The sequence below is a fragment of the Bacillus sp. Marseille-Q3570 genome, assembly GCF_946151055.1.
Lineage (GTDB): Bacteria > Bacillota > Bacilli > Bacillales > Fictibacillaceae > Pseudalkalibacillus.
Genome location: NZ_CAMGYZ010000022.1, coordinates 18993 through 44875, shown reverse-complemented (window position 1 = coordinate 44875; position 25883 = coordinate 18993). Strand labels below are relative to the sequence as shown.

Sequence of the window (25883 nt, the reverse complement as noted above, 5' to 3'; positions counted from 1 at the left end):
ACGCTTGTCGAATGTGACTGTATAATATTTCTATATCCAGGTCGCCATGGTCGGAGGGATTCTCGTGAGCATAGAACTCAAAGAGATTGTACACCCGAAATTTGACGAGCTTGAAGATGAGTCGATTGTGGAGCAGGTTCATGAAGGTAACAGCCCCGCACTTGAATACTTAATCAACAAGTACAAGAATTTCGTCCGCGCAAAAGCACGGTCTTATTTTTTGATTGGTGCGGATCGCGAAGACATCATTCAAGAAGGTATGATTGGACTTTACAAGGCTATCCGTGATTTTAAAGAGGACAAGCTATCTTCTTTCAAAGCTTTCGCTGAACTTTGTATTACTCGCCAGATGATAACCGCCATAAAAACAGCAACAAGACAAAAACACATTCCGCTTAATTCATACGTCTCACTCGATAAACCAATCTATGATGAAGAATCTGATCGGACGCTGTTGGATGTCATATGTGGTTCAAGGGTTACAGACCCGGAAGAGCTCATCATCAATCAAGAAGAATTTGATGATATCGAACTTAAAATGGGGGAACTGTTAAGTGATCTGGAACGGAAAGTATTGATGCTTTACCTTGATGGACGATCTTATCAGGAGATTTCAGTTGATTTGAACCGTCACGTGAAATCAATTGACAATGCCCTTCAACGAGTAAAAAGAAAACTTGAACGTTATCTCGAGTTAAGAGAAGTCGGTCTATAGAAAACGCTTTAAAAATTAGCGAATGTGAACGTTTGTTGCGCTTAAACTAGAGAAATTCATCAAGTGCAAAAAAGCATCAAATCTAATACGGCGACTTTTGAACGCGCATTCATTGTTGACAGGGGAAGTTATGTCCCTGTTTTTTTCTTGCAGTTTAAAGGTGATTCGAAAGTGCGAATATACATTTGAAAAACGTGTCCCAAGGGCATTGGAGCACGCTCTGGTTGCGTTGACAGGACTATACCCCTGTGATAAAGTGTATAGCATAAAATGGACAAAGTATGGATTAAACTCGAAAATGTTCGGATTTTGATGTGTTCTGGAGATGATTACTGATGCGTACGAAGGTCATACTTGCTTGTGAACAATGTAAACAACGAAACTATTCGACTAAGAAGAACAAAGAAAGTGATCAAGGTCGAATTGAAATGAAAAAGTTCTGTAAACATTGCCAGACGCACACGTTACATCGTGAAACCAAATGAAATCCGTCCAAGGATCAGATAAATAGAACCGTATTGCCTGCGGTAGCCGCCGATTCAACATTGAACCTGTCACTTTATGCAAATTAACATGGCAAAACGGGAAGTTTAGGGAGTTATTCATTCATAACCAATTTTACTGGGGGGTAAAATAAATGGCTGGAATTGCACAAAAAACAGGTAGGTTTTTCACAAATGTTGTCAGGGAACTAAAAAGGGTTTCTTGGCCGAATCGTAAAGAATTGACAAAGTACACAATTACGGTATTGACTACAGTGATTTTCATCGTAATCTTCTTTGCATTGATTGACCAAGGGTTGACTTGGGTCATTGAAACCGTATTTGAATAATTGAATGTACTTGATTAATCTGAAAAACAAATGGCTACAATGGTAAAGTATATCCGTTTGGGAGGGAAAGGACGATCGTGTCCTCACAAGTTATGGAAAAAAGATGGTATGTAGTACACACGTATTCTGGATACGAAAACAAGGTAAAAGCGAACCTGGAAAAGCGCGTTGAATCAATGGGTATGGAGGATAAGATCTTCCGTGTGCTTGTGCCGCAAGAAGAAGAAACAGAAATTAAGAACGGCAAGAAGAAGACCGCTATGAAGAAGGTGTTCCCAGGGTATGTTTTGACAGAGATGGTCATGACAGACGATTCCTGGTATGTCGTACGGAATACACCTGGTGTTACAGGCTTCGTAGGTTCCACGGGTTCAGGATCGAAACCTACACCCCTGTTACCTGAAGAAGTAGATCGTATTCTATCTAGCATGGGACTTGAAAAACCAAAAGCTGAGGTCGATTACGAAGTTAAAGAAAGTGTGAAAATTAAAGAAGGTCCTTTTGCGAATTTCGTAGGGTCTGTTGAAGATATCGACATCGATAAACAAAAGCTCAAGGTCCACGTCAACATGTTCGGAAGAGAGACTCCTGTGGAGGTTGGGTTCACCCAAGTCGAGAAGATCCAATAGCTAAACGAATGATAAACGGCGAATTTCCGACGCACAGGACGTGCTAGTACCGGCGTTGTCACAGGATGTGACGGTTTTAGCCGGTGATCGTTACTCGGTTTCTCCGGTCCTCACGTATTGACTTACTGGGTGAGAAAGTTGCTTTAAGCCGCTCCTGAACAGCGAGCCAGGCGAAGGTTCACAATTTAGCAGGTTGCTGGTTAACGGACATCAGCGCAGTTATTTGTGACATTTAGAGGGTTTTAGAAATTTTTAACGGACATGAGAGACGCTATTTGTCAATTTTGTAGATGATTTCTATGGTTTTGCATGAAATAAGGTCTGTGGTGTCCGTTACTTTTCTTAAATCGATTAATATTGAACAATTAAGGCCTCCTGTGTCCGTTAACCAAACGAAGTCGAGATGTGCTTTTGTTAATATACAGATCGCTTCCGCTTTTCTTGTGCCAGCGGAGAGGGAATATTTCGAAGGAATCAATATCATTTTTTAACAAAACCAATCTTTCAAAGGCATCTAATTCGGCTTTTCAACAAAACTTTCAAGAAAATGTTGAAATGTAAAACAGGAAATGATAGAATTTTAATGTTTGAAACAACCCGATATAAAATTGGGAGGGTTGGCGTACGTCAGCCCCGTTATTGAGTGGGAGGGCCAAAAGAGCCCAATATACCACATCACGGACTAAGGAGGTGTGTCACGTGGCTAAAAAGGTAATTAAGGTAGTGAAATTGCAAATTCCTGCAGGGAAAGCAAACCCAGCACCACCAGTAGGACCGGCTTTAGGTCAAGCAGGTGTTAACATCATGGGATTCTGTAAAGAATTCAACGCAAGAACTTCTGATCAAGCTGGTATGATTATCCCGGTTGAAATTACGGTTTTTGAAGACCGTTCATTTACATTCATTACGAAAACTCCACCGGCTGCAGTATTATTGAAAAAAGCAGCAGGTATCGAGTCAGGTTCTGGAGAACCAAACCGTAACAAGGTTGCAACGGTTAAGCGTGATAAGGTAAAAGAGATCGCTGAGACGAAAATGCCTGACCTTAATGCTGCAAACGTAGAATCTGCCATGCGTATGGTAGAAGGTACTGCGCGCAGTATGGGTATTGTAATTGAGGACTAATCATGCATAGCACATAAGGTTGCGTTCTTCGCAACCTTTCTTATGGCGCTGAATTGGCGCACAAGTGGGAGGATATTCCGTAAAAACCACACTTAAGGAGGAAAAGAAATTGGCTAAAAAAGGAAAGAAGTATCAAGAAGCTTCAAAGCTTGTTGATCGTTCCAATCAATATGGTGCAAACGAAGCGATCGAGCTTGTGAAAAAAGCAGCTCCAGCTAAGTTTGACGAAACTGTAGAAGTTGCTGTTCGTCTTGGGGTTGACCCTAAGAAAGCAGACCAACAAGTTCGTGGAGCAGTTGTACTTCCGAACGGAACTGGTAAAACACAACGTGTTCTTGTTTTTGCAAAAGGTGATAAAGCGAAGGAAGCAGAAGCTGCTGGAGCTGATTATGTAGGGGATGCTGATTACATCAACAAAATCAACCAGGGTTGGTTCGAATTTGACGTAATCGTTGCAACACCTGACATGATGGGTGAAGTTGGTAAGCTTGGTCGCGTATTAGGACCTAAAGGCTTGATGCCGAACCCGAAAACAGGGACAGTAACATTCGAAGTTGAAAAAGCAGTGCAAGAAATCAAAGCTGGTAAGGTTGAATACCGTGTAGACAAGCAAAGTAACGTTCACTGCCCAATCGGTAAAGTATCGTTCGAAGATGACAAGCTTGTAGAAAACTTGACTACAATCATCGACACGTTGATCAAAGTCAAGCCAGCTGCAGCTAAAGGAACTTACATCAAGAACATTGCTATCGCTTCAACGATGGGACCTGGAATCAAAGTCAGCCCGAATAGCTTTGGCACAAAATAAGCTGTTGACTTTTAGATACACCCAAGATATAATAACTATCGGTAATTGAATAGGTCATACCGTAGACAGTAGGTGCGAGGAATCGCTTAATTTCCTGCCGAGGTGTGTTTGATTTCATACATCGTTATGATTTTATGACACTACGCCTTTATGTCTACAGACATAAAGGCTTTTTTCATGGGTTGTGTAAACAACTGCGGTATGAAAAAACAGGAGGTGTAAAAATGAGCGTACTTGAACAAAAGAAACAGTTAGTTTCAACAATTGCAGATCAGCTTCGTAATAGTAAAGCTACGATCTTTGTAGATTACCGCGGACTGGATGTTGCTGAAGTAACTGAATTGCGTAAGCAACTTCGTGATGCTGGTATCACTTTCAAAGTATACAAAAACACGATGACTCGCCGTGCTGCTGAGGAAGCTGAGCTTGGCGGATTGAGTGAATCACTAGTTGGACCTACAGCGATCGCTTTCAGTGAGGAAGAGGTTGTTGCTCCAGCAAAGATTTTGAACAACTTCGCTAAAGAACACGAAGCGTTAGTAATCAAAACTGGTGTAATCGAAGGTCAGGTCACATCTGTCGAGAACATCAAAGCACTTGCTGAACTTCCATCACGCGAAGGACTTCTTTCTATGCTTCTTAGCGTACTTCAAGCACCAATGCGTAACTTCGCGTTGGCTACGAAAGCTGTTGCAGATCAAAAAGAAGAGCAAGGTGCATAATCTGGATTTCAAAATAACGGAAACGTTTATTTAATTTAAAACACAACTAATAGGAGGATTCAACAATGAGTAAAGATCAAATCATTGATGCAATTAAAGAAATGTCTGTACTAGAACTTAACGATCTAGTTAAAGCAATCGAAGAAGAATTTGGAGTAACTGCTGCAGCACCTGTAGCTGTTGCTGGTGGCGCTGCTGAAGGCGGAGCTGAAGAAAAATCTGAATTTGACGTAGTCCTTGAAAACGCTGGAGCATCTAAGATCAAAGTCATCAAGGTAGTTCGTGAAATCACAGGTCTTGGACTTAAAGATGCTAAAGAACTAGTAGACGGAGCTCCAAAGCCACTTAAAGAAGGCGTAGCTAAAGAAGAAGCTGAAGAAATGAAAGCTAAGCTTGAAGAAGTTGGAGCTACAATCGAACTTAAGTAATCTTGAACCTTATTGACTTACAAAAGAAGCTCGCGTGAATCGCGGGCTTTTTTTCTTGCTGAAGTCAACACGTGTATAGGCATGTATATTTAGCGCACCAAAGAGTTATACAAGATGTTAGGACTTCCTTCGATCATAGTAAGTTTATCTAAGGAGATGGCAAAATGGGAGATCATTATTATTCGAGTAAACCTGTTTCACAGAGCGATATGAAAGATTGGTCGTTTACATTGAAGGACCGCACTTTCCGTTTTTATTCAGATTCAGGCGTTTTCTCAAAAAGAGAAGTGGATTTCGGCAGCCGGCTTTTAATAGAAACATTTGAAAGACCGGATGCAGATGGCGGGATTTTAGATATGGGCTGCGGATATGGTCCGATCGGATTGTCCCTTGCGGCAGCCTATCCGGATACGCCGATATCGATGGTTGATATCAACGAGCGGGCAATCGAGCTCGCGAAAAAGAACGCGATACGCAATCAAATAGACAATGTGACCATCTACCGGAGCAACTTATTTGAGCAGGTGAAAGAAAATGATTTCGATGCTATCCTTACGAATCCGCCGATTCGGGCCGGAAAAAGCGTTGTTCACGCGATATTTGAACAGGCCTATGATCATCTGGTGAAAGATGGAGAGCTTTGGATCGTCATTCAAAAGAAACAGGGAGCTCCATCAGCGATCGAAAAGCTAGAGTCCATTTACGGGGAAGTCGAAGTCGTAGAGCGGAAAAAAGGGTATTTTATTATTCGCTCGAAAAAGTGTTGACTCGAATTTAGGTCTATGGTAATATTATAAAATGCCAAAGATACGTGTATTTTCACCAATTGAATTTTTAGCGCAAAATTTGCATAAAATTCAATTGGTGTGGGAAAAATAGTATAATCATTTGTTAATTTGGAAAAAATGTGGTTATATAACCCTTTTTTTCTTTTTGCACGTTATGAAAGTGAAAATTCTGCTTTCAAAGTATAAGTGCAAGAGCCTTTAGGATCTACCTTTAGGTGAAAAGGCTATTGTCGCTATTTTAGCTTGGCATTAGCCAAGTTTTCTTTTTACTCTACGAACGGCTTCTGCTAGATTTTCTCTGCTGACGCTGGTAGGGTTGGAAGGAGACGACTGGCAACCACCTATATAAAGATTGGTGTTTGCTTCGTTTTTCTAGTTATTATAACTAGTTGCTTGACGATACTATGCTGGATTTGAGGGGTGAATCAGTTGACAGGTCAACTCATTCAGTTTGGACGCCACCGCCAACGGAGAAGCTATGCAAGAATTAATGAAGTTTTGGAACTTCCAAACCTCATTGAAATCCAAACTTCCTCCTATCAATGGTTTCTTGATGAGGGTTTGAGAGAGATGTTCCACGACATTTCTCCAATTGAGGATTTCACAGGTAACTTAGTGCTTGAGTTCATCGATTATAGTTTAGGAGAGCCTAAGTATTCTGTAGAGGAGTCCAAGGAGCGAGACGTTACCTATGCCGCTCCGCTTCGTGTTAAGGTACGCCTGATTAACAAAGAGACAGGTGAAGTGAAGGAACAAGAAGTGTTCATGGGAGATTTCCCTTTGATGACGGACACAGGTACTTTCATCATCAACGGAGCAGAACGCGTAATTGTCTCACAACTCGTTCGTTCACCGAGCGTGTATTACAATCAAAAATTGGACAAAAACGGCAAGAGAGGTTTCACAGCTACGGTAATTCCAAACCGGGGCGCATGGTTAGAGCTTGAAACAGATGCTAAAGACGTCGTCCATGTTCGTATCGACCGTACTCGTAAAATACCAGTGACGGTCTTGTTGCGTGCATTAGGGTTTGGTTCTGATCAAGAAATCATCGATTTACTAGGGGAAGATGAGTACCTTCGCAATTCACTAGAAAAAGATAATACAGAAGGTACAGAAAAAGCGCTTCTTGAAATTTATGAGCGTTTACGTCCAGGAGAGCCCCCTACAGTAGATAATGCTAAAAGTCTATTAGAGTCCCGTTTCTTTGATCCGAAGCGTTATGATCTTGCAAACGTCGGACGCTATAAGATTAACAAAAAGCTTCATATTAAAAACCGTCTATTCAATCAGCGCTTAGCTGAAACGATTGCGGATCCTGAAACTGGCGAAGTGATCGCAGAAGAAGGAACGGTTCTTGATCGCCGTCTTCTCGAGCGTATCCTGCCGGCTTTAGAAAAAGATGAAGCATTTAAAGAAGTTACACCTGCAGGTGGAGTGATTGAAGATGAACCAGTTCGACTTCAATCTATTAAAATATACTCTCCGGTTGAAGGTGAGCAAGATCAGGTGATCAATGTGATTGGAAACGGTCAGATCGATCGTTCCATCAAAAACATTACACCGGCTGACATCATTGCTTCCATCAACTATTTCTTTAACCTGCTGCATGGTGTAGGTCTGACAGATGATATCGATCACCTTGGTAATCGTCGACTTCGTTCAGTAGGAGAACTTTTACAAAACCAATTCCGTATCGGTTTATCCCGTATGGAGCGTGTTGTCCGTGAACGTATGTCCATCCAAGATACGAATTCGATCACACCGCAAGCACTGATCAATATCAGACCGGTAATTGCATCAATCAAAGAGTTCTTCGGAAGCTCACAGCTCTCTCAATTCATGGATCAGACGAATCCGTTGGCAGAGCTTACTCATAAACGTCGTTTATCTGCACTTGGACCCGGTGGTTTGACGCGTGAACGTGCTGGATTCGAAGTTCGTGACGTCCACTACTCCCACTATGGCCGTATGTGTCCGATCGAAACGCCTGAAGGTCCGAACATCGGATTGATCAACTCGCTATCTAGCTATGCGAAGGTCAATGAATACGGATTTATCGAAACGCCTTATCGACGTGTCGATCCTGAAACAGGGAAAGTGACGGCTCAGATCGATTACTTGACGGCAGATGAACAAGATAATTACGTGGTTGCACAGGCGAACGCAAAGCTTGCAGAAGACGGATCATTTATCGATGAAGAGGTCATCGCACGTTATCGTGACCAGAACACGATTGCAAAACGTGACAAAATCGATTACATGGACGTTTCACCTAAACAGGTCGTTTCAGCAGCTACTGCTTGTATTCCGTTCTTAGAAAACGATGACTCCAACCGTGCATTGATGGGTGCGAACATGCAGCGGCAAGCTGTACCATTGATGGTCCCTGAGTCACCGATCGTTGGAACAGGAATGGAACACGTTTCTGCAAAAGACTCTGGTGCTGCTGTCATTTGTAAACACGAAGGTATTGTCGAGAAGGTATCTGCCGCTCGTGTATATGTTCGTCGTATTGAAACAGTCGACGGTAAAGAAATAAAAGGTGATTTGGACCGTTATAACTTGATGAAATTCGTCCGATCAAACCAGGGAACTTGTTACAACCAACGTCCGATCGTCAGTCAAGGGGACCGGGTGACCAAAGGGGAAATCCTCGCAGATGGTCCTTCGATGGAAGTTGGTGAACTTGCTCTAGGACGAAACGTACTCGTCGGATTCATGACATGGGACGGATATAACTACGAGGATGCCGTCATCATGAGTGAACGTCTGGTGAAAGATGATGTCTATACTTCGATCCATATTGAAGAGTATGAATCAGAAGCACGAGATACGAAGCTTGGACCAGAAGAAATCACACGTGATATTCCGAACGTTGGTGAAGATGCGCTTAAAAACTTGGACGAACGCGGAATCATCCGTGTTGGTGCTGAAGTGAAAGACGGGGATATCCTGGTCGGTAAAGTAACGCCTAAAGGTGTAACTGAACTGACAGCAGAAGAACGTCTCTTACATGCGATCTTCGGTGAAAAAGCTCGTGAAGTCCGTGATACATCACTTCGTGTACCTCACGGTGGCGATGGGATCGTCCATGATGTGAAAGTCTTCAACCGTGAAGATGGCGATGAACTTCCTCCAGGAGTCAACCAGCTAGTACGTGCATACATCGTACAGAAGCGGAAGATTCATGAAGGAGATAAGATGGCAGGGCGTCACGGTAACAAAGGTGTTATCTCCAGGATTTTACCTGAAGAAGATATGCCGTACTTGCCTGACGGTACACCGATCGATATCATGCTGAACCCTCTAGGGGTACCATCTCGTATGAATATTGGTCAGGTATTAGAGCTTCATCTCGGTATGGCAGCGAGAGAACTGAAACTTCATATGGCAACACCAGTATTCGATGGTGCGCGTGAAGAAGACGTTTGGGAAACGCTCGATGAAGCAGGTCTATCAAGAGACGGTAAGACAGTTCTATTTGACGGTCGAACAGGTGAACCGTTTGATAACCGTATTTCTGTCGGGGTCATGTATATGATCAAGCTGGCTCACATGGTAGATGATAAGCTACATGCCCGTTCTACAGGGCCATACTCACTCGTAACCCAGCAACCGCTAGGTGGTAAAGCCCAGTTCGGTGGACAGCGTTTCGGTGAGATGGAGGTTTGGGCGCTTGAAGCATACGGTGCAGCCTACACGCTCCAAGAGATCCTCACAGTCAAGTCTGATGATGTTGTCGGCCGTGTGAAGACGTATGAAGCGATCGTCAAAGGCGAAAACGTTCCTGAACCAGGTGTTCCGGAGTCCTTTAAAGTATTGATCAAAGAACTTCAGAGTCTTGGAATGGATGTCAAGATGCTTACGAGCGACGAACAGGAAATCGAGATGCGTGAACTGGATGATGAAGAGGAAAGCTCTAACGATAAATTGAACTTGAACGTAGAAACCCAATCCGTCGGTGAATAAGGGTATAGCAGCATATCATAAGGGAGGTAGACCCCTTGATCGATGTAAATAACTTTGAGTATATGAAAATAGGTCTTGCTTCACCTGATAAGATCCGCTCTTGGTCTCGCGGTGAAGTCAAGAAACCAGAAACGATTAACTACCGTACATTGAAGCCTGAAAAAGATGGGCTATTCTGTGAAAGAATTTTCGGTCCGCAAAAGGACTGGGAGTGTCACTGTGGTAAATACAAGCGCGTCCGCTATAAGGGCGTCGTTTGTGACCGCTGTGGTGTAGAAGTCACACGTGCAAAAGTTCGACGTGAACGCATGGGACATATCGAACTTGCTGCACCAGTTTCTCATATCTGGTACTTCAAAGGCATTCCGAGCAGAATGGGCCTTGTGCTTGATATGTCTCCTAGAGCTCTTGAAGAAGTGATTTATTTTGCTTCTTGGGTAGTGACGGAGCCAGGTGAAACACCACTTGAGAAGAAACAACTTTTATCCGAGAAAGAATACCGCTCATACCGTGAAAAGTATGGTCAAGGATTCACTGCGCAAATGGGTGCTGAATCCATCAAGAAACTTCTAGAGGATATCGACCTTGATAAAGAAGTAGCAGTATTGAAAGAAGAACTCAAAACTGCACAAGGACAAAGACGTACCCGAGCAATCAAAAGACTTGAAGTATTGGAGGCATTCCGCCACTCAGGAAACCTTACTTCATGGATGATTCTCGAAGTGCTTCCGGTCATTCCGCCGGAACTACGTCCTATGGTCCAATTGGATGGCGGTCGTTTTGCGACATCAGACCTTAACGACTTATATCGTCGGGTAATCAACCGTAACAACCGCCTGAAGCGTCTATTGGATCTTGGTGCACCGAATATCATCGTCCAAAACGAGAAGCGTATGCTGCAAGAAGCTGTGGATGCATTGATTGATAATGGACGACGCGGCAGACCGGTCACAGGACCAGGAAACCGTCCGTTGAAGTCCCTCTCCCATATGTTGAAGGGTAAACAAGGTCGTTTCCGTCAAAACCTGCTTGGTAAGCGTGTCGACTATTCTGGTCGTTCCGTTATCGTTGTAGGTCCTAACTTGAAAATGTATCAGTGTGGTCTTCCGAAAGAGATGGCACTGGAACTATTCAAACCGTTTGTCATGAAAGAGTTGGTCAACAAAGGCCTTGCTCATAACATCAAGAGTGCGAAGCGTAAAGTTGAGCGCGTTCAACCTGAAGTATGGGATGTACTTGAAGAAGTCATTAAAGAACACCCAGTTCTGCTGAACCGTGCACCTACACTTCACCGTTTGGGAATCCAGGCATTCGAACCAACATTGGTTGAAGGCCGTGCGATTCGCCTTCACCCGCTCGTATGTACAGCATACAATGCGGACTTTGATGGAGACCAAATGGCGGTTCACGTTCCATTGTCAGCAGAAGCTCAAGCTGAAGCACGTATCTTGATGCTTGCAGCACAAAACATTCTGAACCCGAAAGATGGAAAGCCGGTTGTTACACCGTCTCAGGATATGGTATTGGGGAATTACTACCTTACGCTTGAACGGAAAGGTGCGATCGGAGAGGGTATGATCGTCAATGACACGAATGAAGCACTAACTGCATACCAGAATGGTTATGTACATCTTCATACACGTGTCGCAATTCCTGCGAAAGCACTTGGTAAAGGTTCATTTACTGAGGAGCAGAACAGTAAATTGTTAGTTACGACGATTGGTAAATTGATTTTCAACGAAATCTTGCCGCCGTCATTCCCATATATCAACGAACCGACCGAGTACAATCTGGAGGTAGCAACACCAGAGAAGTACTTTATCGATCCAACCGTTGATTTGAATGAGGAACTCGATAAGCGGGAATTGATTCCGCCTTTCAAGAAAGGTATTTTAGGAAAGATCATTGCGGAGGTCTTCAAACGATTCAAAATCACTGAAACCTCTAGAATGCTTGACCGAATGAAAGATCTTGGATTCAAATACGCGACAAAAGCAGGTATTACCGTTGGTGTATCTGACATCGTCGTCCTCTCTGAGAAGAAGGAGATCCTTGAGGAAGCTGAAGAGAAAGTCACAAAAGTATTACAGCAATTCCGTCGAGGACTCATCACAGAAGAAGAGCGTTATGATCGTGTCATCTCCATCTGGAGTAATGCGAAGGATGCCATCCAAGAAAAACTGATGGTTTCATTGGATCCGTATAACCCGATCTTCATGATGAGTGATTCAGGTGCCCGTGGTAACGCATCAAACTTCACCCAGCTTGCTGGAATGCGTGGATTGATGGCTAACCCAGCTGGTCAAATCATCGAACTTCCGATCAAGTCTAGTTTCCGTGAAGGTCTGACGGTACTTGAATACTTCATTTCAACGCATGGTGCCCGTAAAGGTCTAGCGGATACAGCACTTAAGACAGCTGACTCTGGTTATCTGACTCGTCGTCTTGTCGACGTTGCACAAGACGTGATTGTCCGTGAAAAAGATTGCGGAACAGATAGAGGTCTGACCGTCAAAGCGATTAAAGAAGGAAATGAAGTCATCGAACCGCTCGATGAAAGATTGATTGGTCGTGTAGCATTCAAGACGATCCATCACCCTGAAAATGATTCTGTCATTGTCGGACGTAACGAATTGATTACAGAAGACATTGCGAAAGAAATCATCGACCTTGGAATTGAAGAAGTGGTCATCCGTTCTGCATTTACATGTAACACTCGCCACGGTGTGTGTAACTTGTGTTATGGACGCAACCTTGCTACAGGTACTGAAGTTGAAGTAGGAGAGGCTGTCGGGATCATCGCAGCTCAATCAATCGGTGAGCCGGGAACCCAGCTTACAATGCGTACATTCCATACAGGTGGAGTTGCAGGAGACGATATCACACAAGGTCTGCCTCGTATCCAAGAATTGTTTGAAGCGCGTAACCCGAAAGGTCAAGCGGTCATTTCTGAGCTTGATGGCACGGTTACAGCGATCAATGAAGTTCGCGATAAACGTGAAATCACAGTACAAGGTGAAGTGGAGAGCCGTTCGTACACCATCCCTTATGGTGCACGTATCAAGGTGAAAGTAGATGATACGATTGTTGCCGGCCAAGAACTGACAGAAGGTTCAATCGATCCGAAAGAACTGATGAAGGTTTCAGGTGTCGATGCAGTCCAAAATTATCTGCTTCGTGAAGTACAGAAGGTTTACCGTATGCAAGGGGTAGAAATCGGTGATAAGCACGTAGAGGTGATGGTTCGTCAAATGATGCGGAAAGTTCGTGTCATTGAAGCTGGAGATACAAACGTCTTACCAGGATCGCTTATCGATATCAACCAATTCACAGATGTCAATACGCAAGTCTTGTTAGAAGGCGGTCAACCAGCTACAGGACGACCGATCTTACTTGGTATCACGAAAGCATCTCTTGAAACCGAGTCATTCTTATCTGCAGCCTCCTTCCAGGAAACAACACGTGTCCTGACTGATGCAGCGATCAAAGGTAAGCGTGATGAGTTGCTTGGACTGAAAGAGAATGTCATCATCGGTAAGCTTGTACCAGCAGGAACAGGAATGTCGCGTTACCGCAGCATCGTTCCAGTTGGAGAAGAGACCGAGTTGGAAGCAACTGAAGAATCTGTTGCCACAGAAGAATTAGTCACACAAGATTAATTGTATTGTTGACAACATTTTTCAACTCTGATAATATAACGGAGTGCTTTCATATAAACCTGTTGCTTTGGAGGATATAAAAACAAATGTCTTATGAAAAAGTGACGCAGGCAACCAATTTTATTGTTGGCACGAAGCAAACAATAAAAGCCCTTCAGAATGGGGAAGTGAAAGAGCTAATCGTTGCAAATGATGCAGATCAGCGTGTAACGAATAAAGTCGTTCACATCGCAAAAGAAAAAAGCGTTCCTGTCACAAACGTCGACTCTATGAAAAAGCTCGGAAAAGCTTGCGGAATTGACGTTGGTGCTGCAACGGTTGCGATAATAGGATAAAATTGTTTTTGCCAGGGCTCTTTAGCCCTGCGCAAAAACTTTATTTTGTCCAAAAATGAACCACCTGGATGTGTGGGCTAGGAATACAAGTATTAGAAGGGAGGATATAAAATGCCTACTATTAACCAATTGGTACGTAAAGGTCGTCATTCAAAAGGTAAGAAATCCGACTCTCCAGCACTTAACAAAGGCTACAATAGCTTCAAGAAAGTAAACACTGATCTTTCTTCTCCGCAAAAACGCGGTGTTTGTACACGTGTTGGTACAATGACACCTAAGAAGCCGAACTCTGCACTTCGTAAGTACGCGCGTGTTCGTTTGACTAACCAGATTGAAGTTACAGCTTACATCCCTGGAATTGGTCACAACCTACAAGAACACAGTGTTGTACTTATCCGTGGAGGTCGTGTAAAGGACTTACCAGGGGTACGGTACCACATCGTTCGTGGTGCACTTGATACTGCTGGAGTCAATGACCGTAGACAAGGTCGTTCTAAGTATGGAACGAAGAAGCCTAAAGATGAAAAGAAATAATATAAGGTAGTTCAAAATTCATCGAATGATGAACGGCAACTGTGCCACTTTTGAACACTCGAAAATATTGACAACTTTTGAAAGGAGGGGACTACATGCCTCGTAAAGGACCTGTAGAACGTCGTGATGTATTACCAGATCCAATTTATAAATCTAAACTTGTGACACGCCTAATCAACAAGATCATGGTTGATGGAAAAAGAGGTGTAGCGCAAACGATCTTATATAATGCGTTCAACATCGTACAAGAGAAAACAAACCAGGATCCAATGGAAGTACTTGACCAAGCACTTAAGAACATCATGCCAGTTCTTGAAGTAAGAGCTCGTCGTGTTGGTGGTGCAAACTACCAAGTACCGGTTGAAGTACGCCCTGAGCGTCGTTCGACACTTGGACTTCGTTGGTTAGTGAACTACTCTCGTCTTCGTGGAGAAAAAACGATGGAAGAGAGACTAGCATACGAAATCATGGATGCAGCTAACAACACTGGTGCTTCTGTCAAGAAGCGTGAAGACATGCACAAGATGGCTGAAGCGAACAAAGCATTCGCTCACTATCGTTGGTAAGATCAAAGAAATAATAAACTATCAATCACATTCGAAGGAAGGAGAAAGACCCTATGGCAAGAGAGTTCTCCTTGAAAGATACACGTAATATCGGGATCATGGCTCACATTGATGCCGGTAAGACGACTACGACAGAACGTATCTTATTCTATACAGGACGTATCCACAAAATTGGTGAAACTCATGAGGGAGCTTCACAAATGGACTGGATGGAGCAGGAACAAGAGCGCGGAATCACAATCACTTCCGCTGCTACAACTGCTCAATGGAAAGACCACCGTATCAACATCATCGATACACCCGGACACGTAGACTTCACTGTTGAAGTTGAACGTTCACTACGTGTATTAGATGGAGCGGTAGCGGTTCTTGATGCTCAATCCGGAGTTGAACCACAAACAGAAACAGTATGGCGTCAAGCGACAACATACCATGTACCACGTATCGTGTTCATCAACAAGATGGACAAAATCGGAGCAGATTTCCTCTACTCCCTTGGAACACTTCGTGAACGCCTGGGTGCTAACGCACATGCAATCCAGCTTCCAATCGGAGCAGAGGATAACTTCGAAGGCATCATCGACCTTGTAGAAATGAAGGCTTATTTCTATGAAGATGATCTAGGCACTCGTACGCAAGCAGGTGAGATTCCAGATGAGTACAAAGAACTCGCTGAAGAATATCACGGAAAGCTTGTTGAAGCAGTAGCTGAATTAGACGAAGACCTGATGATGAAGTATTTAGAAGGTGAAGAGCTTACAGTTGAAGAACTGAAAGCCGGCATCCGTAAAGGTACAGTAGATGTTGAATTCTACCCGGTTCTATGCGGATCTGCATTTAAGAACAAAGGTGTTCAACTTGTATTGGATGCTACACTTGACTACTTACCATCTCCATTAGATGTACCTCCAATCAAAGGTTTCATCCCAGAAGGTGATGAAGAGAAGGAAGTTACACGTGAAGCAGACGATAATGGTCCATTCTCTGCCTTAGCATTTAAGGTTATGACGGATCCTTACGTTGGAAAATTGACATTCTTCCGTGTGTACTCAGGGACACTTGACTCTGGATCATACATCAAAAACTCTACGAAGGATAAGCGTGAACGTGTAGGACGTATCCTGCAGATGCATGCAAACTCTCGTGAGGAGATCTCAACTGTATATGCAGGGGATATCGCTGCTGCAGTTGGATTGAAGGATACATCTACTGGTGACACTCTTTGTGCCGAGAATGACTCAGTCATCCTTGAATCAATGGACTTCCCAGAGCCGGTTATTTCATTGTCTGTTGAGCCTAAGTCTAAGGCTGACCAGGACAAAATGGCGATCGCTCTTGCTAAATTAGCAGAAGAGGACCCAACATTCAAAACTGAAACGAACCAAGAAACTGGACAAACGATCATTTCTGGAATGGGTGAACTTCACCTTGACATCATCGTTGACCGTATGCGTCGTGAGTTCAAAGTTGAAGCGAATGTAGGTGCACCTCAAGTTGCTTACCGTGAAACCATCCGCCAAGGCGCGAAGGTTGAAGGTAAGTTCGTACGTCAATCAGGTGGTCGTGGGCAATACGGACACGTTTGGATTGAATTCGAACCAAACGAAGAAGGCGCAGGATTCGAATTTGAGAACAAGATCGTCGGTGGGGTTGTACCACGTGAATACATTCCAGCGGTACAAAACGGAATCGAAGAAGCTATGCAGAACGGTATGATCGCAGGTTACCCTGTAATTGACCTTAAAGCAAGAATCTACGATGGTTCTTACCACGATGTCGACTCAAACGAAATGGCGTTTAAAATTGCCGGATCCATGGCATTGAAAAACGCTAAGCAATATTGTAAACCAGTACTTCTTGAGCCGATGATGAAAGTTGAAGTCGTTGTGCCTGAAGAATACATGGGAGATATCATGGGAGATGTAACATCTCGCCGTGGTAGAGTTGAAGGTATGGAAGCTCGCGGTAACGCTCAAGTTATCCGTGCAATGGTACCTCTATCTGAAATGTTCGGTTATGCGACTACACTACGCTCTAGAACGCAAGGTCGCGGAACGTACACGATGCACTTCGAAAAGTACGAAGAAGTACCAAAGTCCATTTCAGAAGAAATCATCAAAAAAGTAAGCGGTCAATAATCGTTTACGACTTGTACAAGAAAGTACATTTATTGTAAGCTAAGATAGGTGAAGCATTATTCGCCTATCTTACAAATAAAAAAACAACTATCTTTTATATTTAAAGGAGGAACATACTCATGGGTAAAGAAAAATTTGATCGTTCCAAAGACCACGTTAACATTGGTACAATTGGACACGTTGACCATGGTAAAACTACACTAACTGCAGCAATCACTACAGTACTTCACAAGAAGTCTGGTAAAGGTGAAGCTCGTGCATACGACCAAATCGATGGTGCTCCAGAAGAGCGTGAGCGTGGAATTACAATCGCTACTGCACACGTTGAGTACGAAACTGACAACCGTCACTATGCACACGTTGACTGCCCAGGACACGCAGACTACGTTAAGAACATGATCACTGGTGCGGCACAAATGGACGGCGGAATCCTTGTTGTTTCTGCTGCTGACGGCCCAATGCCACAAACTCGTGAGCACATTCTGCTTTCTCGTCAAGTAGGTGTACCTTACCTTGTTGTATTCATGAACAAGTGTGACATGGTAGACGATGAAGAACTACTTGAACTAGTAGAAATGGAAGTACGTGACCTTCTTTCTGAATACGACTTCCCTGGTGACGATGTACCAGTAATCAAAGGTTCTGCTCTTAAAGCTCTTGAAGGAGACGCTGAGTGGGAAGAGAAAATCTTCGAACTTATGGCAGCAGTCGATGAGTACATCCCAACTCCAGAACGTGACCACGACAAGCCATTCATGATGCCTGTTGAGGACGTATTCTCAATCACTGGTCGTGGAACAGTTGCGACTGGCCGTGTTGAGCGTGGTAAAGTTAAAGTTGGAGACGAAATCGAAATCCTTGGTTTGACTGAAGAGCCGAAGAAAACGACTGTTACAGGTGTAGAAATGTTCCGTAAGCTTCTTGACTATGCAGAAGCTGGAGACAACATCGGTGCACTACTTCGTGGTGTTTCCCGTGACGACATCGAGCGTGGACAAGTTCTTGTTCAACCTGGAACTGTTAAAGCTCACACTAAGTTCAAAGCTGAAGTTTATGTTCTATCTAAAGAAGAAGGTGGACGTCACACTCCATTCTTCGCTAACTACCGTCCACAGTTCTACTTCCGTACTACGGACGTAACTGGAACAATCGGTCTTCCAGAAGGAACTGAAATGGTTATGCCTGGAGACAACATCGAAATGACTGTAGAATTGATCGCTCCAATCGCGATCGAAGACGGCACAAAGTTCTCTATCCGTGAGGGTGGACGTACTGTAGGTGCTGGAGTAGTATCAACTATCGTTGAATAATCGCTAGTTAAGATTCAGAGCACTCCGTATTTTGCGGGGTGCTTTTCTTGTGTTGTAGAGATAAATTTTGCGTTGTAGAGGAAATTCCCAAGTTGTAGAGATAATTTCTGAGTTGTAGAGATAATTTTAAATTTGAGGCGTTTCACTATGAAGTTGTAGAGATAAATGAAAAACGTAATACCATATCACTGATTCAATTCTAAAAGCCAGGACATAAATCTAAAAATTTTAAAAATATGTCTAAAAATTGATCCTCTATGTCTAAAAATTCTCAAAGCAGTCTAAAACGTTCCGAATAAGTCTAAAAACAACATAATTCCAAAATAGAAGACTGACGATCGTCAGTCCTGCATTGAAACAGCTTGATTTCCTGGATCTGAAAAGTCCATCGCCATTTTTTATTCCGTAATAAGGATCGAAGGACTTCAAATAAAAATCCCGTCCCCAACAAATTTCGATTCTATTCAAAAATTCCTTGCAAATCATAGGCAGAACCATTATAATAGTTCAAGTGTGGCTGAATACTTACATGCACTAAAGTTGCTTGCAAAACCCTTGCGACTCTAGTATAATCTGTAATGTTGGCCATCATTTTGCGATGAAGTAGAAGGTTGCGGACACACCCGGCCCCTTTGCCATGGCGGGAACGTTCGGTAAATTTCTACTGAGAATTGTCTATATCAATGGACGAGAAGGAGGGGAAATAATGGCAAAGCAAAAGATTCGTATTCGTTTAAAGGCTTATGATCACCGTATCTTGGATCAGTCTGGTGAAAAGATTGTTGAAACTGCTAAGAGATCTGGTGCGAAGGTATCGGGACCAATCCCGTTGCCAACTGAAAAGTCTGTATACACTATCTTGCGTGCGGTTCACAAGTACAAAGATTCTCGTGAACAGTTTGAAATGCGCACACATAAGCGTTTGATCGACATTATCGAGCCAACGCCACAAACGGTCGATTCACTAATGCGTTTGGATCTACCATCTGGCGTAGACATCGAAATCAAGCTATAAAAACAAAAATCATAAGGATATATTAGGAGGTGTGACGAATGACCAAAGGAATCTTAGGTAAGAAGATCGGTATGACTCAAATTTTTGCAGAAAACGGTGAGGTAATTCCTGTAACTGTTGTCGAAGCTGCTCCAAACGTTGTTCTACAAAAGAAGACAGCTGAAAACGACGGCTACGAGGCAATCCAAATCGGTTATGCTGACAAGAAAGGATCTCGTACTAACAAACCTGCAAAGGGCCATGCTGAAAAAGCAAACACAAACCCTAAGCGCTACGTTAAAGAGGTTCGCAATGTTGAGTTAGCGGACTATGAAGTTGGTCAGGAAGTCAAAGTAGATATTTTCCAGGAAGGCGACAAAGTCGACGTCACTGGAACATCAAAAGGTAAAGGATTCCAAGGTGCGATCAAGCGCCACGGACAATCACGCGGACCAATGACTCACGGTTCACGTTACCACCGTCGCCCTGGTTCAATGGGAGCTGTTGATCCTATGCACGTATTCAAAGGAAAGAAACTTCCTGGACGTATGGGTGGAAACACAGTTACTGTACAAAACCTTGAAATTGCTAGAGTTGACGCTGAGCGCAACCTACTTTTGATCAAAGGTAACGTACCTGGTGCGAAAAAGAGCTACGTTACAGTAGAATCTGCAGTCAAGGCTAAAGAAGCTAAGTAAGAAAGGAGGATACACCGGTGCCAAAAGTAACGCTTTATAACCAATCCGGTTCTGAAATCGGAGATATCGAATTAAATGACAATGTATTTGGAATTGAACCAAATGAAAACGTACTTTTTGATGCGGTTGTCATGCAACAATCATCAACTCGTCAAGGAACTCACGCTGTAAAAAACCGTTCCGCGGTAAGAGGCGGCGGACGTAAACCTTGGCGTCAAAAAGGTACAGGACGTGCTCGTCAAGGATCCATTCGTTCTCCACAATGGGTAGGCGGTGGAGTCGTATTCGGACCGACACCAAGAAGCTACAGCTACAAACTTCCAAAGAAAGTACGTCGCTTAGCGATCAAATCTGCACTTTCTTCTAAAGTGCAAGATAACAATGTGGTCGTATTAGATGAGCTTAAGTTCGAAGCACCAAAGACAAAAGAGATGGCTGCTTTATTAGCAAACTTCTCTTCAGAAGCAAAAGCACTTGTCGTTACTGGTGATTATAATGAATTTGCAGCTTTATCCGCTCGTAATCTCCCTGGAGTTACAATCGTAACCGCTGATGGAGTGAACGTGTTGGATGTGCTGAACCACGATAAATTATTCATGACGAAAGATGCTGTAGAAAAGGTAGAGGAGGTGCTCGCATAATGGCAGACGCACGTGAAATCATTAAGCGCCCCGTTATCACTGAACGTACTACAGAAATCATGGGTGATGGAAAATACACGTTTGAGGTAGATCCTCGTGCTAACAAAACTCAGATTAAAGACGCGGTAGAAGAGATTTTCGGTGTCAAAGTCGAAAATGTAAACACACAAAATTACAAAGGGAAGAAGAAACGCGTAGGTCGTTACTTCGGATACACTGCTAAACGCAAAAAAGCGATTGTGCAGTTGACATCTGATAGTAAAGAACTCGATTTCTTCGAAGGAGTATAAACCTACTCGTAAAGGAGGGACCGTAAATGGCTATCAAAAAGTATAAACCAACATCAAATGGTCGTCGTCATATGACATCATCTGATTTTAGTGAAATTACAACAGATCAGCCCGAAAAGTCGTTGTTAGCGCCATTGAGCAAAAAAGCTGGACGTAACAACCAAGGGCGTATTACTACACGTCACCAAGGTGGAGGCCACAAGCGTAAGTATCGTATCATCGATTTCAAACGCGACAAAGATGGAATACCAGGACGCGTTGCTACGATCGAATATGATCCGAACCGTTCTGCGAACATCGCGCTTATCCACTATGCTGATGGTGAAAAGCGTTATATCCTTGCTGCGAAAGGTATGCAAGTTGGACAGGAAGTTATGTCAGGTCCAGACGCGGACATCAAGACTGGAAACGCATTGGCTCTTAAAGATATCCCGGTTGGTACTACCATCCACAATATCGAAATGAAGCCTGGTCGTGGAGGTCAGCTTGTTCGTTCTGCTGGAGCAGAAGCACAACTACTAGGTAAGGAAGAGCGTTATGCACTTGTACGTCTTCGTTCTGGTGAAACTCGCCGAATCCTATTGACTTGCCGTGCGACAATCGGTCAAGTAGGAAACCTTGAGCATGAATTGATCAATATCGGTAAAGCAGGTCGTTCTCGTTGGATGGGTAAACGCCCAACTGTACGTGGATCTGTTATGAACCCTAACGATCACCCGCATGGTGGTGGTGAAGGACGCGCGCCAATCGGACGTAAATCACCAATGTCTCCATGGGGCAAACCTACACTTGGATACAAGACTCGTCAGAAAAACAAGCCAAGTGACAAATATATCGTACGTCGTCGCAAAAAATAACGGGATTGAACTACGGTTCAAACGAACCGTAGCGCAATCGCGAAGGGAGGTACAAACATGGGTCGTAGTTTGAAAAAGGGACCTTTCGTAGATGATCACTTGATGAAAAAGGTAGAAGCACTTAATGAAACAAACGAGAAGAAGGTCATCAAGTCTTGGTCTCGTCGCTCTACTATTTTTCCGGATTTCATCGGACACACAATTGCCGTTTATGACGGACGTAAGCACGTGCCGGTATATGTGACTGAAGACATGGTCGGACACAAGCTAGGTGAATTTGCACCTACACGCACATATAAAGGCCACGCAGCTGATGATAAGAAAACAAGACGTTAACAAGAGAGGAGGTACTCCGAATGGAAGCTAAAGCTGTTGCAAAACAGGTTCGAATTGCTCCTCGTAAAGCTCGCCTAGTCGTCGATCTCATTCGAGGAAAGGAAGTTGGAGAAGCGATTGCGATTTTGCGTCATACACCAAAAGCAGCGTCTCCAATTGTAGAAAAGGTATTGAATTCTGCAATCGCAAACGCAGAACACAACTATGAATTGGAACCGAACAACCTGGTAATCAAAACCGCATTTGTTGATGAAGGTGTAACATTGAAACGATTCCGCCCACGTGCTATGGGTCGTGCAAGCCGCATCAATAAGCGCACAAGTCATATTACGATCGTAGTTTCAGAAAAGAAGGAGGGATAAATCGTGGGTCAAAAAGTAAATCCAGTAGGACTTCGTGTAGGCGTCATTCGTGACTGGGAATCAAAGTGGTACGCTGATAAAGATTACGCGGATCTACTACATGAAGACATCAAAATTCGTGAATACATTGAAAATCGTTTGAAAGATGCTGCTGTATCAACGGTTGAAATCGAGCGTGCAGCAAACCGTGTAAACATCACAATCAAAACTGCTAAGCCTGGTATGGTCATCGGTAAAGGTGGATCTGAAGTAGAAGCACTTCGTAAATCCCTTAACGAACTTACAGGTAAAAGAGTTCATGTAAATATCTTTGAAATCAAGCAAGCAGATCTAAATTCCAAGCTCGTTGCAGAAAACATTGCGCGTCAGCTTGAAAATCGTATTTCGTTCCGTCGTGCTATGAAGCAAACAATCCAACGTGCGATGCGTGCAGGTGCGAAAGGAATTAAAACGGAAGTGTCAGGTCGTCTTGGTGGCGCTGATATCGCTCGTTCTGAATCCTATAGTGAAGGAACTGTTCCGCTTCACACTCTTCGTGCAGACATCGATTATGGAACTGCCGAAGCAGACACAACTTACGGTAAGTTAGGCGTAAAAGTCTGGATCTATCGTGGTGAAGTCCTTCCAACGAAAGGAACGAAACAAGAGGAAGGAGGAAAATAATTATGTTGATGCCAAAAAGGGTTAAATATCGTAGAGAACACCGTGGTAAAATGCGTGGACGTGCTAAAGGCGGCCAAGAAATCGCATTTGGTGAATACGGTCTACAAGCAGTAGAAGCCTCTTGGATCACCAACCGCCAGATCGAAGCAGCTCGTATCGCGATGACGCGTTACATGAAGCGTGGCGGTAAAGTATGGATTAAAATTTTCCCTTCTAAGCCTTACACAGCTAAGCCTCTAGAAGTACGTATGGGTTCCGGTAAAGGGGCGCCCGAAGGATGGGTCGCAGTCGTAAAGCCTGGGAAAATCATGTTTGAAATAGCTGGAGTATCAGAAGAAGTAGCTCGCGAAGCACTTCGTCTTGCATCTCACAAGCTGCCAATCAAAACGAAATTTGTAAAACGCGAAGAAGTGGGTGGTGACACAAATGAAAGCTAATGATTTCCGTAACTTAACCACTGCAGAAATCGAACAGAATGTTAAAACTCTTAAAGAAGAGCTATTCAACCTTCGCTTTCAATTAGCAACTGGTCAATTAGAGAACCCTGCCCGCATTCGTGAGGTCCGTAAAGCCATTGCACGTGCAAAAACTGTTTTGCGCGAACGTGAGCTCGGAATTACGAACGCCTAAATTGAAGGGAGGACTTAAAAAATGAGCGATCGCAATCAACGCAAAGTATATGTAGGTCGTGTCGTTTCCGATAAAATGGAAAAGACAATCACTGTACTTGTTGAAACTTATAAAAATGATAAATTGTACGGTAAGCGTGTAAAGTACTCTAAAAAGTTCAAAGCACATGATGAAAACAACACTGCTAAAATGGGTGACATTGTTAAAATCATGGAGACTCGCCCGTTATCAAAAGATAAGCGCTTCCGTCTAGTAGAAGTAGTAGAAGAATCAATCATCATCTAAATAAAGTTCGGATCGATATCTTCAGTCCGAAAGGAGGTACACGTAAATGATTCAACAAGAATCACGCTTGAAAGTCGCTGACAACTCTGGAGCTCGTGAACTACTAACTATCAAGGTCCTCGGTGGATCTGGACGTAAGTATGCGAACATCGGTGATATGGTTGTGTGTTCTGTTAAATCCGCAACACCAGGAGGCGTTGTTAAGAAAGGTGAAGTCGTTCGTGCTGTAATCGTACGTTCTAAGCGCGGTATGCGTCGTCCAGACGGATCATACATCCGTTTCGATGAGAATGCTGCAGTAATCGTACGTGACGACAAGAGCCCAAGAGGAACACGTATTTTCGGACCTGTCGCACGTGAATTACGTGACAATCAATTCATGAAAATCGTTTCATTAGCGCCAGAAGTTCTTTAATAAAATTCAAGCTCTGTCTTGTAAGGAGGTGCGCAAATCGCTATGCCTAAAATGCACGTGAAAAAAGGCGATAAAGTTCAAGTTATTTCAGGTAAGGATAAAGGGAAGCAAGGAGTAGTCCTTCAAGCGTTACCGAAGAACAATCGTGTCATCGTTGAAGGAATTAACGTTGTAAAGAAACACGCCAAGCCTTCTCAAGATAATCCACAAGGTGGAATCCTTAATGTTGAAGCATCTATCCATGCTTCGAACGTTATGTTGATCGATCCAAAATCAAATGAACCTACCCGTGTAGGATATAAAGATGTGGATGGAAAGAAAGTACGTGTTGCTAAAAAGTCAGGAGAAGCTCTTGATAAATAAGCTTTGTTGAAAGGAGGTTACCTAGAATGAATCGTCTACAAGAAAGATACAGAAAAGAAATCGTTCCTTCTCTACAAGAGAAGTTCAACTATACATCTGTGATGCAAGTACCGAAAATTGAAAAGATCGTTGTCAACATGGGTATCGGAGATGCTGTTTCTAACGCAAAAGCTCTTGATGTCGCGGTTGAAGAGCTAACTGAAATCGCTGGTCAAAAGCCAGTCGTTACTAAGGCTAAGAAATCCATCGCTGGATTCAAGCTTCGTGAAGGAATGCCGATTGGGGCGAAAGTTACATTGCGCGGCGAGCGTATGTACGAATTCCTCGACAAGCTGATTAGTGTTTCTCTTCCACGTGTACGTGACTTCCGCGGTGTTTCTAAGAAATCATTTGACGGTCGCGGAAACTACACTCTTGGAGTGAAAGAACAGCTTATTTTCCCAGAGATCGATTATGATAAGGTCAACAAAGTGCGCGGTATGGATATCGTTATCGTAACTACTGCGAACACTGACGAAGAGGCTCGTGAACTACTTCTTCAAGTAGGTATGCCATTCCAAAAATAATGAGCCAAAGGAGGGAAAACTGTGGCGAAAAAATCAATGGTCGCTAAACAAAAGCGTAAGCAGAAGTTCAAAGTACAAGAATATACTCGTTGTGAACGCTGCGGACGTCCGCATTCAGTAATTCGTAAATTCAAGCTTTGCAGAATTTGTTTCCGCGAACTTGCATATAAAGGTCAAATCCCTGGCGTCAAAAAAGCTAGCTGGTAAACCCCATTGTCGGGA

Annotated in this window: 31 protein-coding genes and 1 other annotated feature; all 31 genes read left to right on the top strand. The window is 43.4% G+C overall.

Going from position 1 to position 25883, the window contains the following annotated elements; all coding sequences use genetic code 11:
- Nucleotides 1-46: 46 nt before the first annotated feature.
- Nucleotides 47-715: an RNA polymerase sporulation sigma factor SigH gene (gene sigH / locus N8M93_RS21455; protein WP_261134679.1), complete on the top strand. Its 669-nt coding sequence runs from the start codon at nt 47-49 to the stop codon at nt 713-715.
- Between the two features lie 335 nt (nt 716-1050).
- Nucleotides 1051-1200 (top strand): 50S ribosomal protein L33, encoded by a 150-nt coding sequence (gene rpmG, locus N8M93_RS21450; protein WP_261134678.1) that lies wholly within the window; start codon nt 1051-1053, stop codon nt 1198-1200.
- 152 nt (nt 1201-1352) lie between these two features.
- Nucleotides 1353-1547, top strand: coding sequence for a preprotein translocase subunit SecE (gene secE, locus N8M93_RS21445; RefSeq protein ID WP_221569204.1), 195 nt, complete (start codon nt 1353-1355; stop codon nt 1545-1547).
- Nucleotides 1548-1639: 92 nt separating this feature from the next.
- The gene (gene nusG, locus N8M93_RS21440; protein WP_221569203.1) at nt 1640-2176 is read left to right on the top strand and encodes a transcription termination/antitermination protein NusG; all 537 of its coding nucleotides are present in this window, start codon (nt 1640-1642) and stop codon (nt 2174-2176) included.
- A 699-nt stretch (nt 2177-2875) separates the two neighbouring features.
- Nucleotides 2876-3301, top strand: a complete 426-nt coding sequence (rplK, locus tag N8M93_RS21435) for a 50S ribosomal protein L11 (RefSeq protein ID WP_221569202.1) — start codon at nt 2876-2878, stop codon at nt 3299-3301.
- Between the two features lie 109 nt (nt 3302-3410).
- Nucleotides 3411-4109 carry a 50S ribosomal protein L1 gene (gene rplA, locus N8M93_RS21430; RefSeq protein ID WP_261134677.1) on the top strand — a complete coding sequence of 233 codons (699 nt, stop codon included), beginning with the start codon at nt 3411-3413 and terminating at the stop codon, nt 4107-4109.
- Between the two features lie 41 nt (nt 4110-4150).
- Nucleotides 4151-4294: a sequence feature (ribosomal protein L10 leader region), on the top strand.
- Between the two features lie 39 nt (nt 4295-4333).
- Nucleotides 4334-4831 (top strand): 50S ribosomal protein L10, encoded by a 498-nt coding sequence (gene rplJ, locus N8M93_RS21425; protein WP_261134676.1) that lies wholly within the window; start codon nt 4334-4336, stop codon nt 4829-4831.
- Nucleotides 4832-4896: 65 nt separating this feature from the next.
- Entirely contained in the window at nt 4897-5259 is a 363-nt protein-coding gene (gene rplL / locus N8M93_RS21420; RefSeq protein WP_221569199.1) for a 50S ribosomal protein L7/L12, read from the top strand.
- A 164-nt stretch (nt 5260-5423) separates the two neighbouring features.
- Entirely contained in the window at nt 5424-6026 is a 603-nt protein-coding gene (locus N8M93_RS21415) for a class I SAM-dependent methyltransferase (RefSeq protein WP_261134675.1), read from the top strand.
- A gap of 450 nt (nt 6027-6476) precedes the next feature.
- Entirely contained in the window at nt 6477-10019 is a 3543-nt protein-coding gene (gene rpoB, locus N8M93_RS21410) for a DNA-directed RNA polymerase subunit beta (RefSeq protein WP_261134674.1), read from the top strand.
- Between the two features lie 35 nt (nt 10020-10054).
- The gene (gene rpoC / locus N8M93_RS21405) at nt 10055-13678 is read left to right on the top strand and encodes a DNA-directed RNA polymerase subunit beta' (RefSeq protein ID WP_261134673.1); all 3624 of its coding nucleotides are present in this window, start codon (nt 10055-10057) and stop codon (nt 13676-13678) included.
- Nucleotides 13679-13764: 86 nt separating this feature from the next.
- A complete protein-coding gene (locus tag N8M93_RS21400) occupies nt 13765-14013 on the top strand; it encodes a 50S ribosomal protein L7ae-like protein (protein ID WP_261134672.1) in 249 nt (82 codons plus the stop codon).
- Nucleotides 14014-14124: 111 nt separating this feature from the next.
- Nucleotides 14125-14547: a 30S ribosomal protein S12 gene (gene rpsL, locus N8M93_RS21395; RefSeq protein ID WP_221569194.1), complete on the top strand. Its 423-nt coding sequence runs from the start codon at nt 14125-14127 to the stop codon at nt 14545-14547.
- A 95-nt stretch (nt 14548-14642) separates the two neighbouring features.
- The gene (rpsG, locus tag N8M93_RS21390; protein ID WP_221569193.1) at nt 14643-15113 is read left to right on the top strand and encodes a 30S ribosomal protein S7; all 471 of its coding nucleotides are present in this window, start codon (nt 14643-14645) and stop codon (nt 15111-15113) included.
- Between the two features lie 53 nt (nt 15114-15166).
- Nucleotides 15167-17251, top strand: coding sequence for an elongation factor G (gene fusA, locus N8M93_RS21385; protein WP_261134671.1), 2085 nt, complete (start codon nt 15167-15169; stop codon nt 17249-17251).
- 119 nt (nt 17252-17370) lie between these two features.
- Entirely contained in the window at nt 17371-18561 is a 1191-nt protein-coding gene (tuf, locus tag N8M93_RS21380) for an elongation factor Tu (protein ID WP_261134670.1), read from the top strand.
- Between the two features lie 706 nt (nt 18562-19267).
- Nucleotides 19268-19576 (top strand): 30S ribosomal protein S10, encoded by a 309-nt coding sequence (gene rpsJ / locus N8M93_RS21375; RefSeq protein ID WP_221569190.1) that lies wholly within the window; start codon nt 19268-19270, stop codon nt 19574-19576.
- A gap of 38 nt (nt 19577-19614) precedes the next feature.
- Entirely contained in the window at nt 19615-20253 is a 639-nt protein-coding gene (gene rplC, locus N8M93_RS21370) for a 50S ribosomal protein L3 (RefSeq protein WP_261134668.1), read from the top strand.
- A gap of 17 nt (nt 20254-20270) precedes the next feature.
- Complete coding sequence (rplD, locus tag N8M93_RS21365) at nt 20271-20894, top strand: 50S ribosomal protein L4 (protein WP_261134667.1); 624 nt, start codon at nt 20271-20273, stop codon at nt 20892-20894.
- Nucleotides 20894-21184, top strand: a complete 291-nt coding sequence (gene rplW, locus N8M93_RS21360; RefSeq protein WP_221569187.1) for a 50S ribosomal protein L23 — start codon at nt 20894-20896, stop codon at nt 21182-21184. Before rplD ends, rplW begins: the two co-directional genes overlap by 1 nt.
- A 26-nt stretch (nt 21185-21210) precedes the next feature.
- Nucleotides 21211-22041 carry a 50S ribosomal protein L2 gene (gene rplB, locus N8M93_RS21355; protein ID WP_261134666.1) on the top strand — a complete coding sequence of 277 codons (831 nt, stop codon included), beginning with the start codon at nt 21211-21213 and terminating at the stop codon, nt 22039-22041.
- A 57-nt stretch (nt 22042-22098) separates the two neighbouring features.
- Nucleotides 22099-22377, top strand: coding sequence for a 30S ribosomal protein S19 (rpsS, locus tag N8M93_RS21350; RefSeq protein WP_221569185.1), 279 nt, complete (start codon nt 22099-22101; stop codon nt 22375-22377).
- A 20-nt stretch (nt 22378-22397) separates the two neighbouring features.
- A complete protein-coding gene (gene rplV, locus N8M93_RS21345; protein ID WP_221569184.1) occupies nt 22398-22739 on the top strand; it encodes a 50S ribosomal protein L22 in 342 nt (113 codons plus the stop codon).
- Between the two features lie 3 nt (nt 22740-22742).
- Entirely contained in the window at nt 22743-23402 is a 660-nt protein-coding gene (rpsC, locus tag N8M93_RS21340; protein WP_221569183.1) for a 30S ribosomal protein S3, read from the top strand.
- Nucleotides 23403-23404: 2 nt separating this feature from the next.
- Complete coding sequence (gene rplP, locus N8M93_RS21335) at nt 23405-23839, top strand: 50S ribosomal protein L16 (protein WP_236338425.1); 435 nt, start codon at nt 23405-23407, stop codon at nt 23837-23839.
- Nucleotides 23829-24032, top strand: a complete 204-nt coding sequence (rpmC, locus tag N8M93_RS21330) for a 50S ribosomal protein L29 (protein ID WP_225067063.1) — start codon at nt 23829-23831, stop codon at nt 24030-24032. Before rplP ends, rpmC begins: the two co-directional genes overlap by 11 nt.
- 21 nt (nt 24033-24053) lie before the next feature.
- On the top strand, nt 24054-24317 hold the full coding sequence (gene rpsQ / locus N8M93_RS21325) for a 30S ribosomal protein S17 (RefSeq protein ID WP_221569180.1): 264 nt from the start codon (nt 24054-24056) through the stop codon (nt 24315-24317).
- A 46-nt stretch (nt 24318-24363) separates the two neighbouring features.
- On the top strand, nt 24364-24732 hold the full coding sequence (gene rplN, locus N8M93_RS21320; protein WP_221569179.1) for a 50S ribosomal protein L14: 369 nt from the start codon (nt 24364-24366) through the stop codon (nt 24730-24732).
- A 51-nt stretch (nt 24733-24783) separates the two neighbouring features.
- Complete coding sequence (gene rplX / locus N8M93_RS21315) at nt 24784-25095, top strand: 50S ribosomal protein L24 (RefSeq protein WP_221569223.1); 312 nt, start codon at nt 24784-24786, stop codon at nt 25093-25095.
- Nucleotides 25096-25121: 26 nt separating this feature from the next.
- Nucleotides 25122-25661, top strand: coding sequence for a 50S ribosomal protein L5 (gene rplE, locus N8M93_RS21310; RefSeq protein WP_261134665.1), 540 nt, complete (start codon nt 25122-25124; stop codon nt 25659-25661).
- A 21-nt stretch (nt 25662-25682) separates the two neighbouring features.
- Entirely contained in the window at nt 25683-25868 is a 186-nt protein-coding gene (locus N8M93_RS21305) for a type Z 30S ribosomal protein S14 (RefSeq protein WP_138420165.1), read from the top strand.
- The last annotated feature ends 15 nt before the right edge of the window (nt 25869-25883 follow it).